This is a genomic window from Thalassotalea coralli (assembly GCF_055786205.1).
Genome location: NZ_JBVVBK010000004.1, coordinates 314430 through 335517, shown reverse-complemented (window position 1 = coordinate 335517; position 21088 = coordinate 314430). Strand labels below are relative to the sequence as shown.

Annotated in this window: 21 protein-coding genes; 3 read left to right on the top strand and 18 right to left on the bottom strand. The window is 40.4% G+C overall.

What is annotated here, in order from left to right; translation table 11 throughout:
• Position 1: 1 nt before the first annotated feature.
• The 4 genes from ACOB80_RS12510 to ACOB80_RS12495 all read right to left on the bottom strand — a co-directional run bounded on the left by ACOB80_RS12510 (position 2) and on the right by ACOB80_RS12495 (position 3635).
• A complete protein-coding gene (locus ACOB80_RS12510) occupies positions 2-448 on the bottom strand; it encodes a hypothetical protein (RefSeq protein ID WP_473166173.1) in 447 nt (148 codons plus the stop codon).
• A 580-nt stretch (positions 449-1028) separates the two neighbouring features.
• Positions 1029-1424, bottom strand: a complete 396-nt coding sequence (gene yiaA / locus ACOB80_RS12505; RefSeq protein ID WP_473166172.1) for an inner membrane protein YiaA — start codon at positions 1422-1424, stop codon at positions 1029-1031.
• Positions 1425-1543: 119 nt separating this feature from the next.
• The gene (locus tag ACOB80_RS12500) at positions 1544-2890 is read right to left on the bottom strand and encodes an alpha/beta hydrolase (protein WP_473166171.1); all 1347 of its coding nucleotides are present in this window, start codon (positions 2888-2890) and stop codon (positions 1544-1546) included.
• A gap of 1 nt (position 2891) precedes the next feature.
• The gene (locus ACOB80_RS12495; RefSeq protein WP_473166170.1) at positions 2892-3635 is read right to left on the bottom strand and encodes a helix-turn-helix domain-containing protein; all 744 of its coding nucleotides are present in this window, start codon (positions 3633-3635) and stop codon (positions 2892-2894) included.
• Positions 3636-3805: 170 nt separating this feature from the next.
• Between ACOB80_RS12495 and ACOB80_RS12490 the strand changes: the two genes are divergently transcribed.
• Positions 3806-4162 (top strand): hypothetical protein, encoded by a 357-nt coding sequence (locus ACOB80_RS12490; RefSeq protein WP_473166169.1) that lies wholly within the window; start codon positions 3806-3808, stop codon positions 4160-4162.
• 70 nt (positions 4163-4232) lie between these two features.
• Positions 4233-5006, top strand: a complete 774-nt coding sequence (locus ACOB80_RS12485) for a DUF2145 domain-containing protein (protein ID WP_473166168.1) — start codon at positions 4233-4235, stop codon at positions 5004-5006.
• A gap of 14 nt (positions 5007-5020) precedes the next feature.
• On the opposite strand, the gene ACOB80_RS12480 is transcribed toward ACOB80_RS12485, so the two are convergent.
• The 3 genes from ACOB80_RS12480 to relA form a co-directional block, all read right to left on the bottom strand.
• Positions 5021-6217 carry an iron-containing alcohol dehydrogenase gene (locus tag ACOB80_RS12480; RefSeq protein ID WP_473166167.1) on the bottom strand — a complete coding sequence of 399 codons (1197 nt, stop codon included), beginning with the start codon at positions 6215-6217 and terminating at the stop codon, positions 5021-5023.
• A gap of 84 nt (positions 6218-6301) precedes the next feature.
• Positions 6302-7111, bottom strand: a complete 810-nt coding sequence (gene mazG, locus ACOB80_RS12475) for a nucleoside triphosphate pyrophosphohydrolase (RefSeq protein WP_473166166.1) — start codon at positions 7109-7111, stop codon at positions 6302-6304.
• A complete protein-coding gene (gene relA, locus ACOB80_RS12470; RefSeq protein WP_473166165.1) occupies positions 7111-9303 on the bottom strand; it encodes a GTP diphosphokinase in 2193 nt (730 codons plus the stop codon). Before relA ends, mazG begins: the two co-directional genes overlap by 1 nt.
• A gap of 192 nt (positions 9304-9495) precedes the next feature.
• On the opposite strand from relA, the gene barA reads away from it, so the two are divergent.
• Positions 9496-12372 (top strand): two-component sensor histidine kinase BarA, encoded by a 2877-nt coding sequence (gene barA, locus ACOB80_RS12465; protein WP_473166164.1) that lies wholly within the window; start codon positions 9496-9498, stop codon positions 12370-12372.
• Between the two features lie 60 nt (positions 12373-12432).
• Here the strand turns inward: barA and ACOB80_RS12460 are convergent, their stop codons facing one another.
• The 11 genes from ACOB80_RS12460 to ACOB80_RS12410 all read right to left on the bottom strand — a co-directional run bounded on the left by ACOB80_RS12460 (position 12433) and on the right by ACOB80_RS12410 (position 21073).
• Entirely contained in the window at positions 12433-12681 is a 249-nt protein-coding gene (locus ACOB80_RS12460) for a hypothetical protein (RefSeq protein ID WP_473166163.1), read from the bottom strand.
• Positions 12682-12776: 95 nt separating this feature from the next.
• Entirely contained in the window at positions 12777-13157 is a 381-nt protein-coding gene (acpS, locus tag ACOB80_RS12455) for a holo-ACP synthase (protein WP_473166162.1), read from the bottom strand.
• A 2-nt stretch (positions 13158-13159) separates the two neighbouring features.
• On the bottom strand, positions 13160-13894 hold the full coding sequence (gene pdxJ / locus ACOB80_RS12450; protein ID WP_473166161.1) for a pyridoxine 5'-phosphate synthase: 735 nt from the start codon (positions 13892-13894) through the stop codon (positions 13160-13162).
• A gap of 9 nt (positions 13895-13903) precedes the next feature.
• The gene (gene recO, locus ACOB80_RS12445) at positions 13904-14584 is read right to left on the bottom strand and encodes a DNA repair protein RecO (RefSeq protein ID WP_473166160.1); all 681 of its coding nucleotides are present in this window, start codon (positions 14582-14584) and stop codon (positions 13904-13906) included.
• Positions 14585-14595: 11 nt separating this feature from the next.
• Entirely contained in the window at positions 14596-15504 is a 909-nt protein-coding gene (era, locus tag ACOB80_RS12440) for a GTPase Era (protein WP_473166159.1), read from the bottom strand.
• Between the two features lie 12 nt (positions 15505-15516).
• Complete coding sequence (rnc, locus tag ACOB80_RS12435) at positions 15517-16215, bottom strand: ribonuclease III (protein WP_473166158.1); 699 nt, start codon at positions 16213-16215, stop codon at positions 15517-15519.
• A complete protein-coding gene (gene lepB / locus ACOB80_RS12430) occupies positions 16215-17135 on the bottom strand; it encodes a signal peptidase I (protein WP_473166157.1) in 921 nt (306 codons plus the stop codon). Before lepB ends, rnc begins: the two co-directional genes overlap by 1 nt.
• Positions 17136-17144: 9 nt before the next feature.
• Complete coding sequence (gene lepA / locus ACOB80_RS12425; RefSeq protein WP_473166156.1) at positions 17145-18935, bottom strand: translation elongation factor 4; 1791 nt, start codon at positions 18933-18935, stop codon at positions 17145-17147.
• A gap of 88 nt (positions 18936-19023) precedes the next feature.
• On the bottom strand, positions 19024-19500 hold the full coding sequence (locus tag ACOB80_RS12420; RefSeq protein ID WP_473166155.1) for a SoxR reducing system RseC family protein: 477 nt from the start codon (positions 19498-19500) through the stop codon (positions 19024-19026).
• Complete coding sequence (locus tag ACOB80_RS12415) at positions 19497-20468, bottom strand: MucB/RseB C-terminal domain-containing protein (protein WP_473166154.1); 972 nt, start codon at positions 20466-20468, stop codon at positions 19497-19499. Before ACOB80_RS12415 ends, ACOB80_RS12420 begins: the two co-directional genes overlap by 4 nt.
• Complete coding sequence (locus tag ACOB80_RS12410) at positions 20465-21073, bottom strand: sigma-E factor negative regulatory protein (protein WP_473166153.1); 609 nt, start codon at positions 21071-21073, stop codon at positions 20465-20467. The genes ACOB80_RS12415 and ACOB80_RS12410 overlap by 4 nt, the downstream gene beginning before the upstream one ends.
• Between the last annotated feature and the right edge of the window lie 15 nt (positions 21074-21088).

Genomic DNA, 21088 nt, shown 5'->3' with positions numbered 1-21088 from the left:
TTTACGTCCTATTTAGTAAAGCTTTTTGTTGAATACTTTGCCAAGTGCCGATGGCATATAAAACACCTATTACAAAACAAATAGATGAGCTAACAATCCAAAATGTTAAGCTGTTTTCAGGGATCATCGCCATTAACCAATAAAAAGACAGTGCTCTAACAATAAAAATAGCGCTGATGATAGCTAAGGCGAGATGGAGAAGCGGCAATCGCTTAATAATATTAGCACCTGACAGACCGTACAAAGACCAAATCGTTAACACAATGGCAATCACCGAGGTTACCATTGCAGGATAACTACTACCTTGTTCAGATAACCTAGCAAGTTCTTCACCTGCGCCAAAAAAGCGATACCAATCACCACCAAAAATAATACAGCCAATATGAGCAAGGGCTGCACACGCAGTAAATATCGCCGCAAGTAATAGAGGAAAAATAGTTTTATTCATAACATCCTGTTTATCTTTACGTAATGACAATTTAGCTAGTCAATTCTAACTCGATATTATTACATTAAATACAGTAAAGAATTCGCCTGCGTAGCAGATGTATTCGACACGGCTCCCTAGAAGAAAGCTACTTTCTTTCGAGCATTGATTCATCTCAAAGTAAAATTCTTTCAAGTTTCTTTTTAACATCACACTATATTGTCGGTGTGCCGACAACACGTTAGAGGGAAAAATCGATTGTTTCCCTCTAACAACTCCCTCATCGCCCGACTCAGCGAAATCAAACAGCAAATATTTTAAACGCCATGCCTACCTGACGAATGCTCATCCAACCGCGCGTCAGTGTCAGCCATCCGTGGCTGACAGGCATGGCGTCTTAAAAAATATTTGCTGTTATCGCTTCAACGGGAACGGGTATTCATCATACCAATTGAGAAGAAAAAACTGGCTATTCCCAGAACTTTAAGGATTACTTTTGGAGTGAAGCTCTTTACGGGCATAGCCCCGACTGAACGATCACCACCTCCATAGGAGGTGGCTTAAAGCTGACAACAAAAAAGGTTTTCTTTAACGCTTATTGCTATTGATGCGCTAAGTTATCACGAACATTTTTTTGCACAGTAATAGCGCCAAATCCAGCTAATAAATAAGCCATGGCATAAAAGCCTTTTTCACTTAGTAATAACTCTGCGTTGACTAAGCCGATAGCCAACAAAGCTACTGCTGCACCTGACGCTACCCAGCACATGATGCTATAAGGTTTAGATATTTCCTGACCTTCTAATTTGTCTCTCACCGTTTTTTGTAATGAAACAAAAGAAAACAAACCAAAAATAAGAATAGCGAAATAATACCCTTTTTCGTTCAGTGCCATTTCCGCATTCAAAAGCCCGATAGAAAATGCTGTTATACCAGCAATTAGCATAGCAATAGACATCAAAGTAAAAGCTTTAGTTGGTTTCGTGTTCATGTTCATTTCTCCGTATAAATTAACTACAACCGTGTAGCGTCAACGAGAAGCAGTATTTACTCAAAGACAGAATATGTAAACATTCTCTATCGAAGACCAACTTTACTAGACCAAAAGTCTACTATTTATATACTATCATCCGTATTTTCAATAAATTTAGAAAGATGTTTAAGCATTTGTTGGTAAGCTGGATTAAAGGTTAAACGCTGTAAACTAGCATACTGAGTTAAGTTTTCTTTTGTCGTTTCGCCTAGTTTTACCTCTTTGGTGGTTTTACACGTGGCATAGTCACTTTCAGAGGAAACTGCTTCACAATTTCGGTAACTGCCATTCCAGCCATAATGAGGGTTTGTTGGCGCGTTAGTCACAGATGTATGAGCAACATTGACAATGCTTTTACAGTAGCTAGCCTCTGAACAATTTGGGTATACACGGGCAATAGCAGCAGGCAATGCTGTTAATGACTGTTCGCTGCCAAAATAAAACAAAGTGTCATGTTGTTTATCACTTTTCTTATTATGCCACTGACTTAGCAAGTCAACGGTTGCAGCGGTATCAATAGTCGAATCAAATTCCGAGGTCGCCGTAAACAAAGGAATAGTCGGCGTATTAGCTGCCTTGTCTAATCGTTTATTTAATCTTTTCATCAAGCTATGCACTTGTGCGCCAGCATTAAGCGGGAAAGATTCATATTTGGCAAAATCGATATCTGCTGCTTTACTGGCATAATCTAAAAATGGGATCCAATCAACTACTTGCGCTAGCCCAGCAGCGCTCGACTTAGCTTTACTGGCTGGTGCCCAAAGCATCACCCCCTTAATTTTATCTGTGCTTTCCTGCTGGCTAAGTAAATTATCTAAAATTAGTGCGCCACCAGTAGAGAAGCCTCCTAAATAAACTTGGTCAAAATCCTGCGTTGCTTTGTCTATGGCAAATTGAGTTGCCTGCTGCCATTCTCTATAACTAACATCGATTAACGCCTCTGCAGCTGTACCATGTCCAGGTAAAAGTAAAGTTCTAACGTTAAAACCACTCTGATGAAAAAATTCAGCTAGATCATGAAACAGATAAGGCGAATCCGTTAAACCGTGGATAAGTAAAATACCTTTTTTATTATTACCAGCGCTTAGCTCAAACGGAGCAACCACATCGGCAACAATTAAAGACTCAACAGGTTTATTCATTGCTTGTGTAACATAGTTGTCTATTGGACAGGGTAAGTTCGCTTTTGGGTTTAGCGTTTGGATGTGGCTTTTTGCAAAAGTTAAGTAATCGGCAAATGTTCGCTGATTATCGTAATCAAAGGAGGGCGCTGTCTTTGTATCTATTAATTGACGATACTCACCACTATTTTTTAACTCAGAAATTTTATCTAAATCTTGATTAATTGACTGACAATCAATACGTTGGGCAACACTGACAGTACTCATTAGGGTAAATGCTGTCGCTGCAATTACAGGTAAATAACGCATATTAATCCTTATTTTGGCGTCTAAATTGTTCAAAAAGGGATGGTTCCCACGGCCGCATCGCAAATAATACACCGATATGTTTACGTTTAGATAACGGTAAACTACTATCTTCAATATTTAACTCGGCGGCTTCCTTAGTCAGCTGATTTAGCTTTCGTTGAATTAACTCTATCGATTGCTGAGAGTAACGTCCCCTTAAATAAAATCGAAAGCTATCTTCACTATCAAACTTGCTTGCCATAAAGCGATTAAGGACCTCTTTTTCCATGAACTTTTCCAACGGACCATTTTTTATCCATCGGAAATCTTGGGCAATTAGCAGTTTATAGTTGTTATTCGGTAAAAGCTGGATCAGTTTAATCTTATCCAATTTAGCAAACAAACGAATACACTCGTGAACGTCGATTTCATAATGTTCAATAATTTCTTCGAAGCGCCAGGAGTCGCGTACACAAACTGCAGCTAACAATAGCTTGGGGTTATCAATTAACTCCTGCTCTTGCTCTAGCGTTAATTCAGTCAATTGTTGCAGTTGTTTCTCCGCCAAAACGAATAAGTCAGATAGCGTTATATTGATCAGATGACAGATCTGCTCTAATCGTTCGAGAGAAAAGCTAGATGTTGCAAAAACTCGTTTTACATTCGCCTCGCTCATATCAAGCCTTGTGGCTATATCTCGATAGGTCATTTTTTGCTGTTTTAATAACTGCTTTAAAACAGTGGTAACTTGTTTTATTTGGCTCATCCAACACTCAAAAGTATTATTTTTTTATACTTTAAGTCCTTTTATTTGCTACATCAAGCAACTTAGTTTACATGGTAAATACAAAAACCTAAGGTAATGACCGAATTAGCTGTTTAGGCACTAAGCAAATACAGCAACCAGTAAACGTTAGAATATATTAAGGAAGAACAATGAAAACATTATCATACTTAGCTTGTTTAACTCTTATCACGGCACCTTTTTTTACTTATGCAGAGCCAGCAAGCCAAGAGTTTAGTCATGCGAGTAAACATTCAGCGTTAGCAGCGTCTCATGGTGCAAATGGCAGTGCTCAAGTAGCAAGTGGTGTTATCGCTGTACCTATTGTTTTATCTGCAGGTGTTGCGATAGGAACAAGCGTAGCAAGCGCAGCAATTGAAGGAAGCGTTTCTGAGCTTGCTGATGCCAGCGTCCGCAAAGTGGTTCATTCTCATGATGTTGAGTTGGAAATCACCGAAATTACTATCACTGTAGACCAAGCGCCAAAAGACGCCATGAAGTCACAGTAGGTAAAGCATCCTCCTTTCATACTGAACTTAAGCATTTAACTAACGGATTTATCATTAAAGGAAAAGTATTATGAAAAATGTATTACTGCTTATTTGTATTTTTTTACTTTCAGCTCACGCCTTCGCGGGTAGTAACCAGACTCAGGAAATAAAGTTCACGCCAGAGGAAGTCGCCGCGTTTGCTAAAAATGTCGAAAAATATGCGGCAAAGAAAGGAGCAAGAGCCTTTATCATTGCACGAGTGGGTCAACCTAAAGATAAATTACCTAAAGGCATAGAGTTTACCCACACTGCAATTGCTGTTTATTCTGAAATTACGTTAGACAATGGCGAAAAGGCCAAAGGTTATGCAATCCATAACTTATATCAAAACGCTGATAATGCTAATCGAAGTTCTTTGGTAGTCGACTACCCTGTTGATTTCTTCTGGGGGGCTTATGAGCTAAAAGCAGGAATTATCATCCCTACGCCTGAGCTACAAAGTAAAATAATTGAAGTTATTGCCAGTGGCAAAAACAAAAAACTACATAACCCTAAATACTCGTTGATAGCTAATCCGTTTAATAATCGCTATCAAAACTGCACTGAACACACGTTAAATATTATTAATGCTGCCATTTATCAAACCACGAATTTGGCACAACTAAAAGCGAATACCAAAGCATACTTTTCGCCACAACGCGTCCATGTAAGCAAGTTTAAATTAGCTTTAGGCAACTGGTTTGCTGATGGTGTAACCACCAAAGATCATCAAGGAAAAATTTACACCACTTCTTTCAATTCGATTGGTAAGTATCTAGAGAACAATCAGTTAACAGCAGCATTTGATATTTATGGGGGCTAATAAGCCCTCTTCTTCTAACCCCTTAGCGAAGTTAAAATCTGCTCACATTCTTGTTGACCCATGTATTTTGGAACTGGGTAGTCAAAACGAGCTTCTGACACGGCTCTATTAGCAACCATCTCAATATCCTGTTTTGGAAGCGCTTCAAAGTGCTTTTCAATCGCAATGTCCGAAAGTAACTGTTTTACTTTATCGACAAACACCTGCGCGGCTTTATGTTGTTCAGTGTCACTGCTAACAAAACCTAAATGCCGAGCAATTTCAGCATATTTTACTTTTGCTTGGTCAAAAGAAAAATCAAGAATAAAAGGCAAAAGCATTGCATTAGCTTTGCCATGTGGAACGCCATATAAAGCGCCTAACTGATGTGCAATTGCATGAACATAGCCAATTGATGTACGAGTAAACGCTATACCAGCGTTAAAGCTCGCTAGTGCCATTTGCTCTCTCGCTTCAAGGTTTTTGCCGTCTTGATATGCTTTCGGTAGGTACTCAAAAATTGCTTTCATTGCGCTTAATGCGTAACCCTTAGTTTCTTCTGTACTGTGTTTTCCAATATATGACTCTAATGCATGTGTTAACGCATCTGCTCCGGTTTCTGCAGTAATATGCGGCGGTAATCCGGTCATTATCACAGGATCAAGCACGGCGATTTTAGGCACTAAGCAAGTATCAATAACAGTAAACTTCTTCTTCGCCTTTTTGTCACTAACAACAGCAACAACTGTGGTTTCTGAGCCTGTTCCTGCTGTCGTTGGTATTGCAATAAAAAAAGGTAGGCGTTTAAGCACTCTAAAAAGCCCGGAGAGTTTAGCAATTGGCTTATTCTTAACATGAGCTGCACCAATACCTTTGGCGCAATCAATCACTGAACCACCACCAAAAGCAACAATAGCATCACATTCCGTTTCTCTATATTGCTCAACACCTTCCATCACTAATGTTGAACTTGGATCAGGTGTTACCTCAGCAAAAACACTATATTGAACTTTTGCACCTGTTAATGCTTGTTTTAAAGGCTCAAGTAAACCTAAGTCCTGTAATCCTTTATCCGTTACGACAAATACTTTGTGCTTACCTTCACTTTTTAACTTGTTAGCAATAGTTAAGTGACTATTGTGACCTTGAATAACCTCTGGAATTGGAATAGGGATAAGGCGATTAACATACCCCCTGATAAAAATAACGATGTGATGTAATAATGCTAACACCCTAATCTCCCTACTGACTGTTCTCTTTGTTTTTTATGAGTGCTTTGAAAGCACTATTTTTATTGTTTTTATTTTTATAACTTTTTAAAGCTTTGTTTTAGTCGCTTTTTTAGCTTGTTGCCAAAAAGATTCTAATTCATCAATGTCGAATGCACTAAAGTCCTTCCCTGAGTCTGCTACTTGTTGCTCAACGTGATGAAATCGCTTAGTAAACTTTCTATTTGCCTCGCGTAATAGATGCTCAGGATCTTGCTTAGCATGGCGGCATAAGTTAACCACGGCAAAAAGTAAATCCCCTAATTCTTCATTTAATGCTTCTGGCGAATCATAAAGTTCAGCTTTAACTTCTTGCACCTCTTCTTCGATCTTTTCCATAACTTGTGCTTTGTTTTGCCAATCAAAACCGACATGCGCACAGCGCTTTTGAATTTTGGCGGCCTGAGAAAGTGCCGGCAAGGCATTGGGGATATCGGCAAGTATACTAATACTATCTTGCTGATTTTTTGCTTCACGCTCTTTCGCTTTTTCGTTTTCCCAATTACGTTTTATCTCTTCATCTGTCGATAAATCGGTATTGCCAAAAACATGAGGGTGACGGCGAACAAGCTTTTCACAGATTTGCGCGATCACAGAATCAAAATCAAAGCGATCTTGTTCTTTCCCCAATTGAGCATAAAAAATAACTTGAAACAACAAATCGCCAAGTTCTTTTTCCAACTCGTCAAAATCTTGTTCGGCAATAGCTTCAGCAACTTCATAAGCTTCTTCAATGGTATGTGGGACAATCGTCGAAAAATCTTGCTTAATATCCCATGGGCAACCCGTTTCAGGATCTCTAAGCTGCGCCATTATCCACTGTAACTTTTCTATCGACGCCGGAGATTCTTTATTCATTACTTTCTTTTTGCCTCAATAACATCTTCAATTTGAGAAAACTTATTCAATAAGCGCTGCAATTGTTCCTGACAGGTCAACTCTAGTTCTAACTGCACCGTTGTCGTGTGATCTTTGCGATCCGATTTACTTTCAATGCCTACAATAAGCAGTCGTTCATTTGCAACAATCGTCGTTAAGTCTCGTAATAACCCTTGTCTATCCCACGCAGAAATAGCAATTGAAACTAAGAAGTGATTATCTTGTTGTTCACCCCACTGAACTTCAACCAATCGTTCCGGCTGGGTCGACAATAAATGTTGTAGCTGCTCACAGTCTTGACGATGAATAGAAATCCCTCGACCTTGGGTAATAAAGCCCGCTATAACATCACCATGCACTGGCTGACAACATTTGGCCATATGCGTTAACAAGTTACCCACCCCAGACACTGTGATGCCGTTTTTATCAACCTGTTGCTTACCTGAGCCTTGCGGTCGAACAATAGCGTCTAAATCAACTTCATCGCTTTGCTCACGTTGTTTCACTTGCGATTGAATAGAGTTTACTACTTGCTGTAAACGCGCATTCCCAGAGCCTACTGCTGCAAACAAGTCATCTTCTGTTTGTACATTAAACCTTTTGCATACCGACGCTAAATCAATTTTACTCAGCGGCATTGGCTGGACAGCATCTTCAATCTGCTCCTTACCTAAGGCAATATGTTTATCCCTGTCTTGCAGTTTAAAGAAGTGCTGTACTTTTGCCCTAGCTCTTGGCGAATGAATATAATTAAGTGAAGGATTTAGCCAATCTCGACTCGGATTAGGGGTTTTACTGGTTAGAATTTCAACCTGATCACCAGTACTTAATTTATGAGTAAACGGTACTATACGACCAAACACTTTAGCGCCAATACAACAATGGCCTACGTTTGAATGAATATAGTAAGCAAAATCGAGCGGCGTAGACCCCATTGGTAAATCAATAACATCACCATTTGGAGTAAACACATAAATGCGATCTTCAAATACCTGACTTCTTAACTCGTCGATTAATTCACCACTTTCGCTAACGTCTTCTTGCCATTGTAATATTTTTCTTAGCCAGCTAACTTTCTCATCAAAACCAGAGGTTTTGCCTGACGCCGAGCCTTCTTTATAACGCCAGTGAGCAGCGACACCTAACTCAGCATCCTCATGCATTTGCTGCGTTCTTATTTGTACTTCTACAGATTTACCCGCAGGACCTAATACGACGGTGTGAATAGACTGATAACCATTAGGCTTTGGCGTGGCAACATAATCGTCAAACTCATTAGGTAAATGTTTCCAGTTAGTATGAACGACACCTAATGCTGTATAACAATCTTGCAGCTTCTCAGCAACGACTCTAACTGCTCGAACATCGAACAACTGTTCAAAATCGAGTGACTTTTGCTTCATTTTCTTCCAAATGCTGTAAATGTGCTTAGGCCTGCCATAAACTTCGGCATTCACACCTTGTTGATGAATCTTATTGTTGAGGTCATCAACAAAGTCCACCATATACTGTTCGCGATCTAAGCGCTTCTCATCAAGAAGTTTGGCAATTTTTTTGTAAGTTTCAGGGTGTAAATAGCGAAATGAAATATCTTCCAGTTCCCATTTAAGCTGACCTATTCCCAACCGGTTAGCTAAAGGCGCGTAAATGTTAGCGGTTTCTTTTGCGGCCAGAACACGAGTTTCTTCATCATCATTCTTTACAATTCGCAAATGAACGACACGTTCAGCGAGTTTAATCACTACCGCACGCACGTCTTCTACCATGGCTAACAACATACGGCGAATATTATCTACTTGGTTGGTAGAAACTTTATTAGTGGATTTTTGCGCTAAGGTTCGAATCGCGTCCATTTGCCCTACGCCTTTACATAGCAAATAGATAGCTTTGTTATAACTTTCTTCAACCTGTGGTAACGCCAGAAGCTCGCCTTCAACAAGGGGTATAAGGAAGGCGGCAGTTAGAGAATCTTTATCCAAATTCAATGACGCGAGGATTTCTACCATTTCAAGAGATTTGGTTAAACAAGTTTCGTCTTGTTGAGCCAGCTCTCCTTGCTGTTGCCATACTTCTACAAGTGCTTGTTTTTTATCTGCTGAAACGTCAATACTGCTTAACCAGTTATCGAAATTTGTTTGACTCATTTGATGAGATTTTCGCACCGATACCATCGAACTTCCTAATTTGTGAACCTATTTCACTCACGGCATTAAACCTATTCAACATGACATTAACAAGAATAATCATTTAGCTAATGAAATTGTTGAGTGAGTGTGCCATGATACAAAAGATTATTATCAAATTAATAGTCCTTCAGGCACTATTTTTCTTTTGCCTTTGAAGGAGAAACTTTGTAAGAGAGTATGCATAAGTTAAGCCTCAAAGATTGGGTTATTTTACTCACCATAGTACCGACAACAATTATCGGTTTTTCCATTGCTGGCTATTTTTCTTACAACCGCTACGTTGAATTAAATCAATACCTCGAAAGCAGAGCAAGAAGCATCATTGAGCCAATTGCGATTTCCAGCACAGCCAACCTAAAATCCAAAGAACGAAGTAAATTGCGAAACTTAATTGGCTTTGCTCACCGAAGCCAATCCGACATTATTAAAAGCATTACCGTTTTTACCAAAGACAACCAAGTGTTTAGCACCAGCGCTTATCATGGTGACACGGAATTGATGCGTAACGCCCAAGGTGAGCCAATCCCGGATACCACACAATTTATTCACCACGATGATTACTTAATTCTGCGAACGCCGATTATTGATGAAGCGAGCGACACGCAAGTTATTGCTAACTATAACTCTCAGCAAGTGACCTTAGGTTACGTGGCAATGCAGGTTGACAAACATAAGATAAAGCTTGAGCAGCAAAGCCAGCTGCTTATTTCCCTCGCTATAGCCTTTATTGGTTCTCTTATCAGCTGTGTGTTTTCATTACGTTTGATTAAAAACGTCACTAGGCCGGTAACCTCTATGGTTCAGGCGGTTGATAGAATTCGTGAAGGTAAATTAGATAGTCGTATTACCGGTCAACTTATCGGCGAACTCAACTTTCTTAAAAATGGTGTGAACGCCATGGCGCAATCGTTGGGCGACTACCATGACGAAATGCAGCGTAGTATTGATCAAGCGACGTTAGACCTGAGAGAAAGTCTAGAGCAATTTGAAATACAAAACGTTGAGTTAGATATAGCCAAGCGGAAAGCACAAGAAGCCAATAAGGTTAAATCTGAATTCTTGGCAAACATGAGTCACGAGCTTAGAACACCGTTAAATGGTGTAATCGGCTTTACTCGTCAGGTATTAAAAACACCACTAACAGAGACTCAGCGAGATCACTTACAAACAATTGAGCGCTCTGCTGCTAACTTATTAGCCATTATCAACGATATTTTGGACTTTTCTAAGCTCGATGCCGGTAAAATGGTTATCGAAAAAATACCGTTTTCAATGCGCGAAACCGTGGAAGAGTCTATCGTTTTGTTAGCACCAAGCGCTCACAAGAAAAATATAGAACTGTCTTTGCGCGTGTCACCTGAGCTGCCAGACTCACTGATTGGTGACGCGATGCGCGTTAAGCAAGTATTAATTAACCTAGCTAACAACGCGATTAAGTTTACCGACAAAGGTTCCGTAAATGTTGATATAGATTGTGAGCATAAAGACGAAACCCGTGCTGTGCTTAAAATTACCGTGCACGACACAGGTATTGGCATGAGTAATGAACAACAAACGTCTATATTCGAAGCCTTTGGACAAGCCGATAAAAGTATTACCCGATTGTACGGTGGTACTGGTTTGGGTCTGGTAATTTCTCAACGGCTAGTTCATGAAATGAAGGGGGAGATTGGCTTTACCAGTAATGAATCTAGTGGCTCGACTTTCTGGTTTACTTTCCAGTGTGAAGTCAACCCAATACCTGACGATGCACTACTTAATCCGCCAGCATTGAAACAAAAACGCATCTTGTATTATGAGCCACACGATCACAGTCGCGCTGCAACAACAGAGATATTAGAAAGTTGGCATATGCGGGTAACACCTGCTCACAACTTAGAAGCGTTAACCACAATTTTAGCGAAGAAAGAAAAATTTGATTTTGCGTTAGTTGGCCATGAGGTAACACCAACGGCGCTAAATGATTTAAAACAACTCGTTTCTTCACTTAAAAGTAATGTGCCTGTTATTCATTTAGCGGTAAACAGTAACTCGCCAAGCTTACAAGAAGCCTTAGTGAGTGTCGGTGCGAAAAGCTGCATGAGCAAGCCGCTAACGCCAGAAAAACTGTGTAAATCACTCATCCCTCAACACTTTGATTTTGCTAACTCGCTTACCGAAGTTTTAGAGCACAAAATCCCAATCAAGGTGTTAGCTGTTGACGACAATGACGCTAACTTAAAACTGATTACCGCTCTATTAATGGAACAGGTCAGTGAAGTACTGACCGCCACTGACGGCCAAGAAGCTTTAGATTTATGTGAGCAAGAAAAGTTTGCCTTAATCTTTATGGATATTCAAATGCCAGTTATGGATGGTATTACTGCGCTACAACATATAAAACGTCAAACGTTTAACGATGCCACGCCTATTATTGCAGTGACAGCTCACGTGCTAAGTGGTGAGAAAGATCGCTTGTTGAAAGAAGGGTTTGACTCGTACATGACCAAGCCTATAGACGAAACTATGCTCAGGCACACCATTTACGAGTACTGCGATATTGATTTGCTTGGGGCACAAGCATCAAGAGCAAAATTACTCAATGCCGATTTACCCGTAAGCACAGATCAAAGTTTAGTATTTAAACCTGAGCCTAACGAACAAGTTGAGCCTGAACCTGCAGCAGCCAAGAAGACTGACATTGAGCACTCAACTGTCATAAATTGGCCACTAGCGCTGCAAAGAGCAGGTAGAAAGCCAAGGTTAGCCAAAGATATGCTAGTGGGATTGGTAGAGAGCCTACCTGAGGTCAAGACAAGCATAAGCGAAGCGTTAACATCACAAGATGTCGAAACATTAAAAACTGTTATCCATAAGCTTAATGGCGCTTGCTGTTATTCAGGGCTGCCAGATCTTGGTAACTTGGTCCATCAAATAGAAACAGAGTTAAAGAAAGGTGCGTCCATCGACGACCTGGAGCCTGAATTTTTTGAGTTCTTTGAGCATTTGGAAAGAGTTATAGATTTCGCACCAAGTGCCATAGAAGAGATAAACGAAAAAATAGCCTCAGCCTAATGCCGCGCTAGCAAATAGCGATGTTTTAAAGATTAACGTAGCAACTACTTTATTTAATCCTCATTCTCTCAGTGTAATATTGGGAGAGGTATTAATATCGCCTTCTTCGGTCACTACCGCCAATCCACCATTACACTGCATAACCGCTAAACTATGGCCATTTTCATTGCGCACAAAAGCGAGTTCATAGCCAAATTTACCTAGACTACTTGCTGAAAATTTTTGGGCCAGTGACAGTTTATTCCACCAAACCGACTGCTCTGGAGGCTCTCGCCTTCTCTCCATGATAGGCTTTTTTACAGACTGCATTTTAGTGCTCACTTTTTAACCATACTTATAAGTATAGTTAAAAATGCAAGACATGCTGGTTAACCAGTAAATAAATTTTATTTACTGGATTATTTCTAAAAAGACAGGACTACAAAGGCCGTTGCATATTTGGCTTCATCTGACAGTGAGATATGCCAACTTTTAGCGCCTAACGCCCGAGCTTTTTCTAATGCAACACCAGATAACTGCAACTCTGGTGCACCGTGCTCTGAAGAGTGAATATACATGTGCTGAAAAGAAACACCTTGCGCAATACCTGTTGTCAACGCCTTCGCGGCCGCTTCTTTTCCGGCCCATCGTTTGGCAAGGAATGATTCTCTAAAATTATGCGCTTCGAAGCGCTCTAGCTCAGAAGGTACGAGTACCCGCTGAGCTAATTTGAATAAAGCTTTTTCTGACATGCCACGTAAACGGTCTATATCGACAATATCAGTACCTATTCCTACCACTGACATGACTAGCCTCTTCGCGCTTCTAACATCAGCTGTTTCATATCTCTTACCGCTTTGTCTAAGCCATCAATTGCAGCTCTTGCGATAATTGCATGGCCAATATTAAGCTCAATAACCTCTGGAATTGCAGCAATTGGCTTAACGTTGAAATAAGTTAAGCCGTGGCCAGCATTAACTTTTAAGCCAATATCATGTGCATACTTAATTTGTTCTTGCAGCTTTTTAAGTTCTTGCTCTTGATCAGCTTCTGTAGTCGCTTCAGCGTAATGCCCAGTGTGAATTTCTATAAATGGTGCTTTAGATGCTAATGCAGCGTCAATTTGTGCTTTATCAGCATCAATAAATAAACTTGTTTGAATACCTTCAGCAGAAAGTCGAGCGACAGCTTCTGTGATTTTATCTAACTGGCCAGCAACATCTAAACCGCCTTCAGTGGTTAACTCTTCGCGTTTCTCAGGAACTAGGCACACAAAAGCAGGCTTTACTTCACAAGCAATAGCCAACATTTCTTCAGTTACTGCCATCTCAAGATTCATTCGTGTTTGAATCGTTTGATTCATCAAATAAACGTCGCGATCAATGATGTGACGGCGGTCTTCACGCAAATGAATAGTAATCCCGTCTGCTCCAGCATGCTCAGCAACAGCAGCTGCATGAGCAGGGTCTGGGTACGTTGTCCCACGTGCCTGACGCAACGTGGCAATATGATCTACATTTACACCTAAAAATATTTCGTTCATTGTTGTTCTCTACTTGGCGAAAAACTGCCGACTGTTAAGTGGTTTTCCTGCTAACAAATGTTGAATAATTTGCCGCATCAATAATTTATAATGATAAAGCACTTCTGTGTTATCAATATGACCGTGCCAAATAGATAACAAATGCGCTACGTTAAGCACAGGTGCTTTGCTTTTAATGTTTACAGGTACAAAGCCTTGTTCAGGTATATATTGACAAATTCCTTCTTCAAAGGAAGTTAATACGGAATAGTCTATACCAAAGCCCAACTCTTCTAACAGACTATTTTCAAACCGCCTCAGAATCGGCTCAATTGTTTGCTGCTGCTCTAGTCCTTCTATCGCTTGCTTATACTGCTCAAACAAATCAGGAACAGGAATATATTCCCCTAACAGCTTTACTTGTAGCTCGTTTAAGTACATACCGCTGTATAGGTAATTGCCTGTTAATAGCCAAGACTTGCCTGCAGATTCTATTCTTGAAGCGCTCTTAAGCTGGCTCCTGCCTTTAATTGTCACCGTTATTGGTGTAAATGGCTGCAGTAAAGCGCGTTTATTTGATTTGGCAGACTTTCCCTGATAAGCAACAACAGCAACCTTACCATAGTCTTGCGTAAGCAACTCACAAATTACTTTGTCATCTTGAAATGGTCGAGAGTGAAGTAAATAAGCGAGTTGCGGAGTATCTTGCATGATTGGATCATTTAGGAAGAGTAATCGTCACCGTAGCCTAGACTTCGCAGTGCCCGCTCATCATCAGCCCAACCCGATTTAACTTTTACCCAGGTTTCAAGAAACACTTGGCGTTCAAACATTTCTTGCATATCACGGCGAGCTTCTTGACCGATGGTTTTAAGGCGCTCTCCCTTATTACCTATTACCATACGTTTTTGACTGTTTCGTTCAACTAATATCAAGGCATTAATATGTAATATACCTTTGTCATCCATTTTAAACTGTTCGATTTCTACTGTTGTCGAATAAGGTAATTCGTCACCAGTAAAGCGCATAAGCTTTTCACGGATGATTTCTGAAGCCATAAACCGACTAGAGCGATCGGTAATATAGTCTTCTGGAAACCAAAAGTCGCCTTCAGGCAACGCTTGTAAACAAAGCTCTTTGACTTTATCGACATTGTCACCTTTTGCAGCAGACACAGGAATAACTTCTTTGAAGTCGTAATCTGCCGTTATTTTTTGTAAGTGAGGTAGTAATGCTTCTTTGTCTTGGACATTATCGATTTTATTGACGACTAAAATACAAGGCGCACCGCTGTTTTTCACCTTATTAAGCACCAACTCGTCATCCGAAGTCCAATTAGTACCTTCAACCAAAAATAGAATTAACTCAACTTCCGCGATTGAACTACTAGCAGCTCGGTTCATTAAACGGTTGATAGCACGTTTTTCTTCAGCATGAAGTCCTGGGGTGTCAACTAAAACCGCTTGATGGTTATCTTCTGTCAAGATACCTAATATTCTGTGTCTTGTCGTTTGTGGCTTGCGAGACGTAATACTCACTTTTTGGCCAAGCATGGCATTTAGCAAGGTTGATTTTCCAACATTCGGGCGACCAACAATCGCTACTAAACCACAATGGTTATTATCACTCATGTTTATCCCTACTTATTTGCTAGTTTTGCTACTGATTATAGCTAACACTTTTTCAGCTGCTGCTTGCTCAGCTTTGCGACGACTGGTACCTGTTGTGATCACTTCTTGATCTATTTCGGTAGTCGTACAGCGAACAGTGAATTCTTGATTGTGAGACTGACCAGTTGTTTTGATTACTTCATACACTGGCAATGGGATTCTTCGCCCTTGCAAATACTCTTGTAAACGCGTTTTAGGGTCTTTCTGAGCAGCTCCTGGCTTAATGTCAGCAAGGCGCTTTTCAAACCAAGATAAGACAAGCGCTTTACAATTTTCCATAGAAGAATCTAAATAAACGGCACCAATAATAGCCTCTACAGCATCTTCTAAAATTGACTCTCGTCGATGGCCGCCACTTTTTAACTCGCCAGGACCTAAAATTAAATGCTCGCCTAAAGAAAAACCGCGACCAATATCAGCCAAGGTAACGCCTTTAACTAAACTTGATCGCATACGTGTTAAGTCACCCTCATTCTCTTTTGGAAAACGAGTATACAAGGATTCAGCGATTATATATCCAAGGATAGAGTCGCCAAGAAACTCTAATCGCTCATTATGAGCGCCCTTTGCACTGCGGTGCGTTAGCGCCTGTAAAAGTAACTTTTGATCGTTAAACTGGTAGCCAATCCTTTTTGCTAATCTAGCTAAATCCTGTGGAGTATTCTTTACCATTAATTAATGCTACCAAGGCGAGAGAATCGAACACCTGTAGGGATCCACGTTGGTAAAATATCTTCTGATGTTCTTTCAAAATCAAAACTCATCCAGATGAATACGGCTTTACCGACTAAGTTTTCTTCTGGCACAAAGCCCCAGAATCGACCATCTAAGCTATTATCACGATTATCACCCATAACAAAGTATTGCCCTTCTGGTACAACAAATTCATCTCTTTGGGTGCCCGACTGTTTAAAGTAATGTGCAGTACGAGGAGCAATATTATTGTTAATAAGAATATCGTGTGTCTGACCAGGAAGCTCAATGGTGAAACGACTTAACTCCATTGGCCCATCTTTGTAGTCAGTTTTATTAACAAAGTTTTGCACTACTTGCTTAAATTCTTTGCAATTTTGCGCATCATTTTCACAAGCAGGCTTAATATATAAGCTCTTATTGCGATAAATAATTCTGTCGCCTGGCAATCCAATAACACGTTTGATGTAATCGATACGCTTATCTTCAGGGTATTTAAATACTATCGCATCACCGCGCTCAGGTGCGCCTACTTCTAAAAACTTATTTCGAGCAACAGGATCTCTAAGTCCATAAGTGTATTTATTGACCAGAATAAAATCGCCATCTAACAAGGTTGGCATCATAGAGCCTGACGGGATTTGGAATGGCTCATATAAAAATGACCTAAGAATTAAAACAAACGCAATAACAGGAAAAATCTGAACCGCAGTATCTACCATATAAGACGGTTCAACGATCTTTTTCTGTGCGTCTTCACTCAATTCTTCTTTACACTGTGCTTGAGCATCTGCCAATCGAACACGGCGTTGTGGCGCTAAGTAAAATTTATCTGCTAACCAAACGACTCCAGTGACTAAAGTCAAAATCACTAAAAGTATTGAAAAATAAACTGCCATATTAGTCCTTTAGTTATCTAATTTAAGTACAGCTAAGAAGGCTTCTTGAGGTACTTCCACATTCCCCAATTGTTTCATCCTTTTCTTACCTTCTTTTTGCTTCTGAAGAAGCTTCTTCTTACGACTTACGTCACCACCGTAACATTTAGCTGTTACGTTCTTACGCAGTTGTTTAACAGTAGTACGTGCAATAATGTTATTACCTATCGCCGCTTGAATCGCAATATCAAACATTTGACGATGAATTAATTCACGCAGCTTTTCAACTAACATTCTACCGCGAGCAACAGAGTTACTGCGGTGAGTGATCATGGCAAGTGCATCAACACGATCACCATTGATCATAACATCAGCGCGTACCATGTCAGACGCTTCGAAGCGGACAAAATGATAATCTAGAGAAGCATAACCACGACTAGTAGATTTTAACTTATCAAAAAAGTCCATTACTACTTCAGCCATAGGTAATTCGTATTTCACCGCAACTTGATTACCATGGTAAACCAAGTCTTTCTGAACACCACGCTTCTCGATACATAGGGTAATAACATTACCTAAGTGCTCCTGTGGCACTAAAATATCCGCTTCAACAATCGGCTCGCGAATTTCATCAATATCATTAATTGGTGGCAGATCCGTCGGATTATCTATATGAAGAATTTCACCTTTTGTAGTAACAACTTCATAGTTTACCGTCGGTGCTGTAGTTATAAGATCTAGGTCATATTCGCGGGCTAAACGCTCTTGAATAATTTCCATGTGAAGCATGCCTAAGAAACCTACACGGAAGCCAAAACCAAGTGCTGATGAATTTTCAGGTTCGAAGAATAGTGAAGCATCATTCAAGCTTAATTTGTTTAACGCGTCTCTAAAGTTTTCATAATCATCAGAGCTAATCGGGAAGATACCTGCGTAAACCTGAGGTTGTACTTGCTTAAAGCCAGGTAGTGGCTCGGACGCTTCTTTTTTCGAAATAGTAATGGTATCGCCGACAGGCGCACCATGAATTTCTTTTATACCAGCGATAATAAAACCTACTTCACCAGTTTTTAAAATACCTGTTTCCGTTTGTTTAGGAGTGAAAATACCGACTTTATCGATAATGTGAGTTTGCCCTGTCGACATAACTACCATTTTATCGCCAGCTTTTACTTCACCATTCATCACTCGCACAAGAGAAACAACGCCCTGATAGTTATCAAACCAAGAATCGATAATTAGCGCTTGTAAATTATCATCTGGATTACCTTCAGGAGGTGGAATATTCTCCACAATCGTTTCTAACACGTCTTCGATGCCGATACCGGTTTTCGCAGAACAAGTCACCGCGCCAGTCGCATCAATTCCGATAATATCTTCAATTTCTTCACAAACACGATCAGGATCTGCTTGAGGTAAATCAATTTTGTTCAAAATTGGAATGACTTCTAGATCCATTTCGATTGCCGTATAACAGTTAGCTACCGTTTGCGCTTCTACACCTTGTCCAGCATCAACAACGAGTAATGCACCTTCACACGACGCTAACGAGCGAGAAACTTCATAAGAAAAGTCAACGTGACCTGGCGTGTCGATAAAGTTTAGCTGGTATGTTTCACCGTCTTTTGCTTTGTAGTCTAAAGTTACACTTTGCGCTTTAATGGTAATACCGCGCTCACGCTCTAAATCCATAGAGTCCAAGACTTGTGCTTCCATTTCGCGGTCAGATAAGCCACCACAATGCTGAATAAGTCGATCTGATAACGTCGACTTACCGTGGTCGATATGGGCGATAATAGAAAAATTTCGGATATGTTTCATAGAAGAATTGGTCTATACAGCAGTTTAATAATCAATAATGGCGAGATTTTATCTAATTTAGCGCGCTGGGGCTATCTTTTGTTAGCGATTAACTATCGATTTGTTGTACAGAAATGTTTCTTGGCAGCAATTTTAATAGCTGAGGACGCCAGTTTTGCTCATTGCCTTGCTGACACTGCATACGTTTAGCCAGCTTAAAACCTAGAAAACCACCGATAATACTTAAAGTTAAACCAATAAGTTCATGAAAGCCTAGTTGTTCGATAAGGACGAGCTGACCTAGTGCTCCACCTAGTATCAAGCCAAACAAAGGCAGAAGATAAACCTGCCATGCCGCAGAAAGGACGACGGACTCAGACAACCCAATTACAACCCGATCACCAAGGGTCAATGCTTTATCGGAAGCGATATGATATTGAACCTTTTTACTAGGAAAAGCCTTTGCAACCTGGCCACTGCCACAACTGGAAACTTGCTGACAACTAGAACAGGCTGATTTAATTTCAGACTCTACCGTCACTAAGTCGCCGTTTATCGCAACGACGACCGCAGTTTCTTCTATCATGGATTTGCTCTGGTGTTTGCGCCAACAGATTCAGCAATACGCTTAGCGGTTTGTACCGGAATTTTACCGACAACACTTACTTCAAAGCCTTTTGCCACTTGATTAAATGCAACGGTGGCACCGTCCATTACAAAATCTTGTGGCCTTTGCTTTTCCGCACTTTGACCAACATAAACAGAAAACTCTACTAAGCCATCACTGAATAGTTGAAATTCAACAGGTTGTTTCGTGGCAACAATACGATGACGATTAGCATTGATTTTACTAAAACCATCAGGCACCCAGTTTACTTGCCAAGAAAGTTCTTGTTGTTGATAATTTTCTGGAATGTCTAGCACTTCGGGAAGTTCGGTACTTGCCAGCTGCATGACACTATCAGACGGATTCGGTGTGATATCCAAATGAGTAAACTGCACTTGCTCTAACTGCTGCCCTTGCTTTGTAACAATAGCTAGTTTTAATAGTAAACCGCTTTGTTGATCTATCCAAAGCCAAAAAGCATATTTATCAGGCTTTTGCGGCTCGATACGTATTATTTGAGCGCCTCGTCCTAACACCCTTCCCTTACCAACCGGAACAAAGTCATAGTGTTCAGCTAAAGAAGAAATATCCCCAGCAAAAATACTTGGGATTGGGCCACGTAGAGTCGATGATGAAACCGAGTAAGGTGGTAGCTCTGGCTCAATATAAGCAACAGTAGAATCGCGACGCAAAATATCGCGCCTTGGACCATTTAACAAAGAGACAATTTCTAACTCTACGCCATCATCGTTTACGCCATGAAACCAGTGATATGGCTCAGCATGATTGTTTTTAACGACAACAAAGGAAGTACTAAAGTTGGAGGTACGAATAGAGTCGGAAAGTTGATTAAGCCAAGTGATTGCAGATTTTGCTGGCGTTGCGTGTGAAATTGACGTTGGCAACACTAAAGTCGCCAACGTTAACATTAATACGGAAAACTTCATTTAACTGGTTTTTCTACCTCAGTACGTGTCTTCGACGGGTCAACATTGCCTGTTGCAGGTGTTAAAGCCGTAAACTTCATTTGCTGTCTGTGGTCTTGAAGTAGCGCTCTAAAACGACGCTGTTGATCTTGAATAGCTTGCTGTTTGTTTTGTGAAGACTGTTGAAAATTATAACTTACAGGTTGTGCGATCCCACCAGCTGAACCACCTGTTTGAACAACTTGATAAGGGGTTGTAGACTCTGTTTCAGCAACGTTTTGTTGCACACCCAACACCATGACACCCGCTGCAGATGCGGCGATAGCCACTTGTCCAAACGGTTTCGCGAATTGCACTACTTTCGCCTTAACTTGCGAAACAACAGAAGCTTTCTTCGCCGGCGCTAATACAGTGGGTTCTTGTTCAATGGCTTCAGCGACTGCTGCAGAAATATCGAAATCACTCATCCCCTCGGGTACTTCGTCACGTATAACATCACCAATAAATTGATACTGTTGCCATGCATCCTGCATTTCTTGATCTTTGAGCATTTCATCAAAAGCAGCATCACTAGCCTTATAGTCATCAACTAAAGAGGATACTGTTTCAAATTTGTTTTCACTCATAATACACCTTAAAAC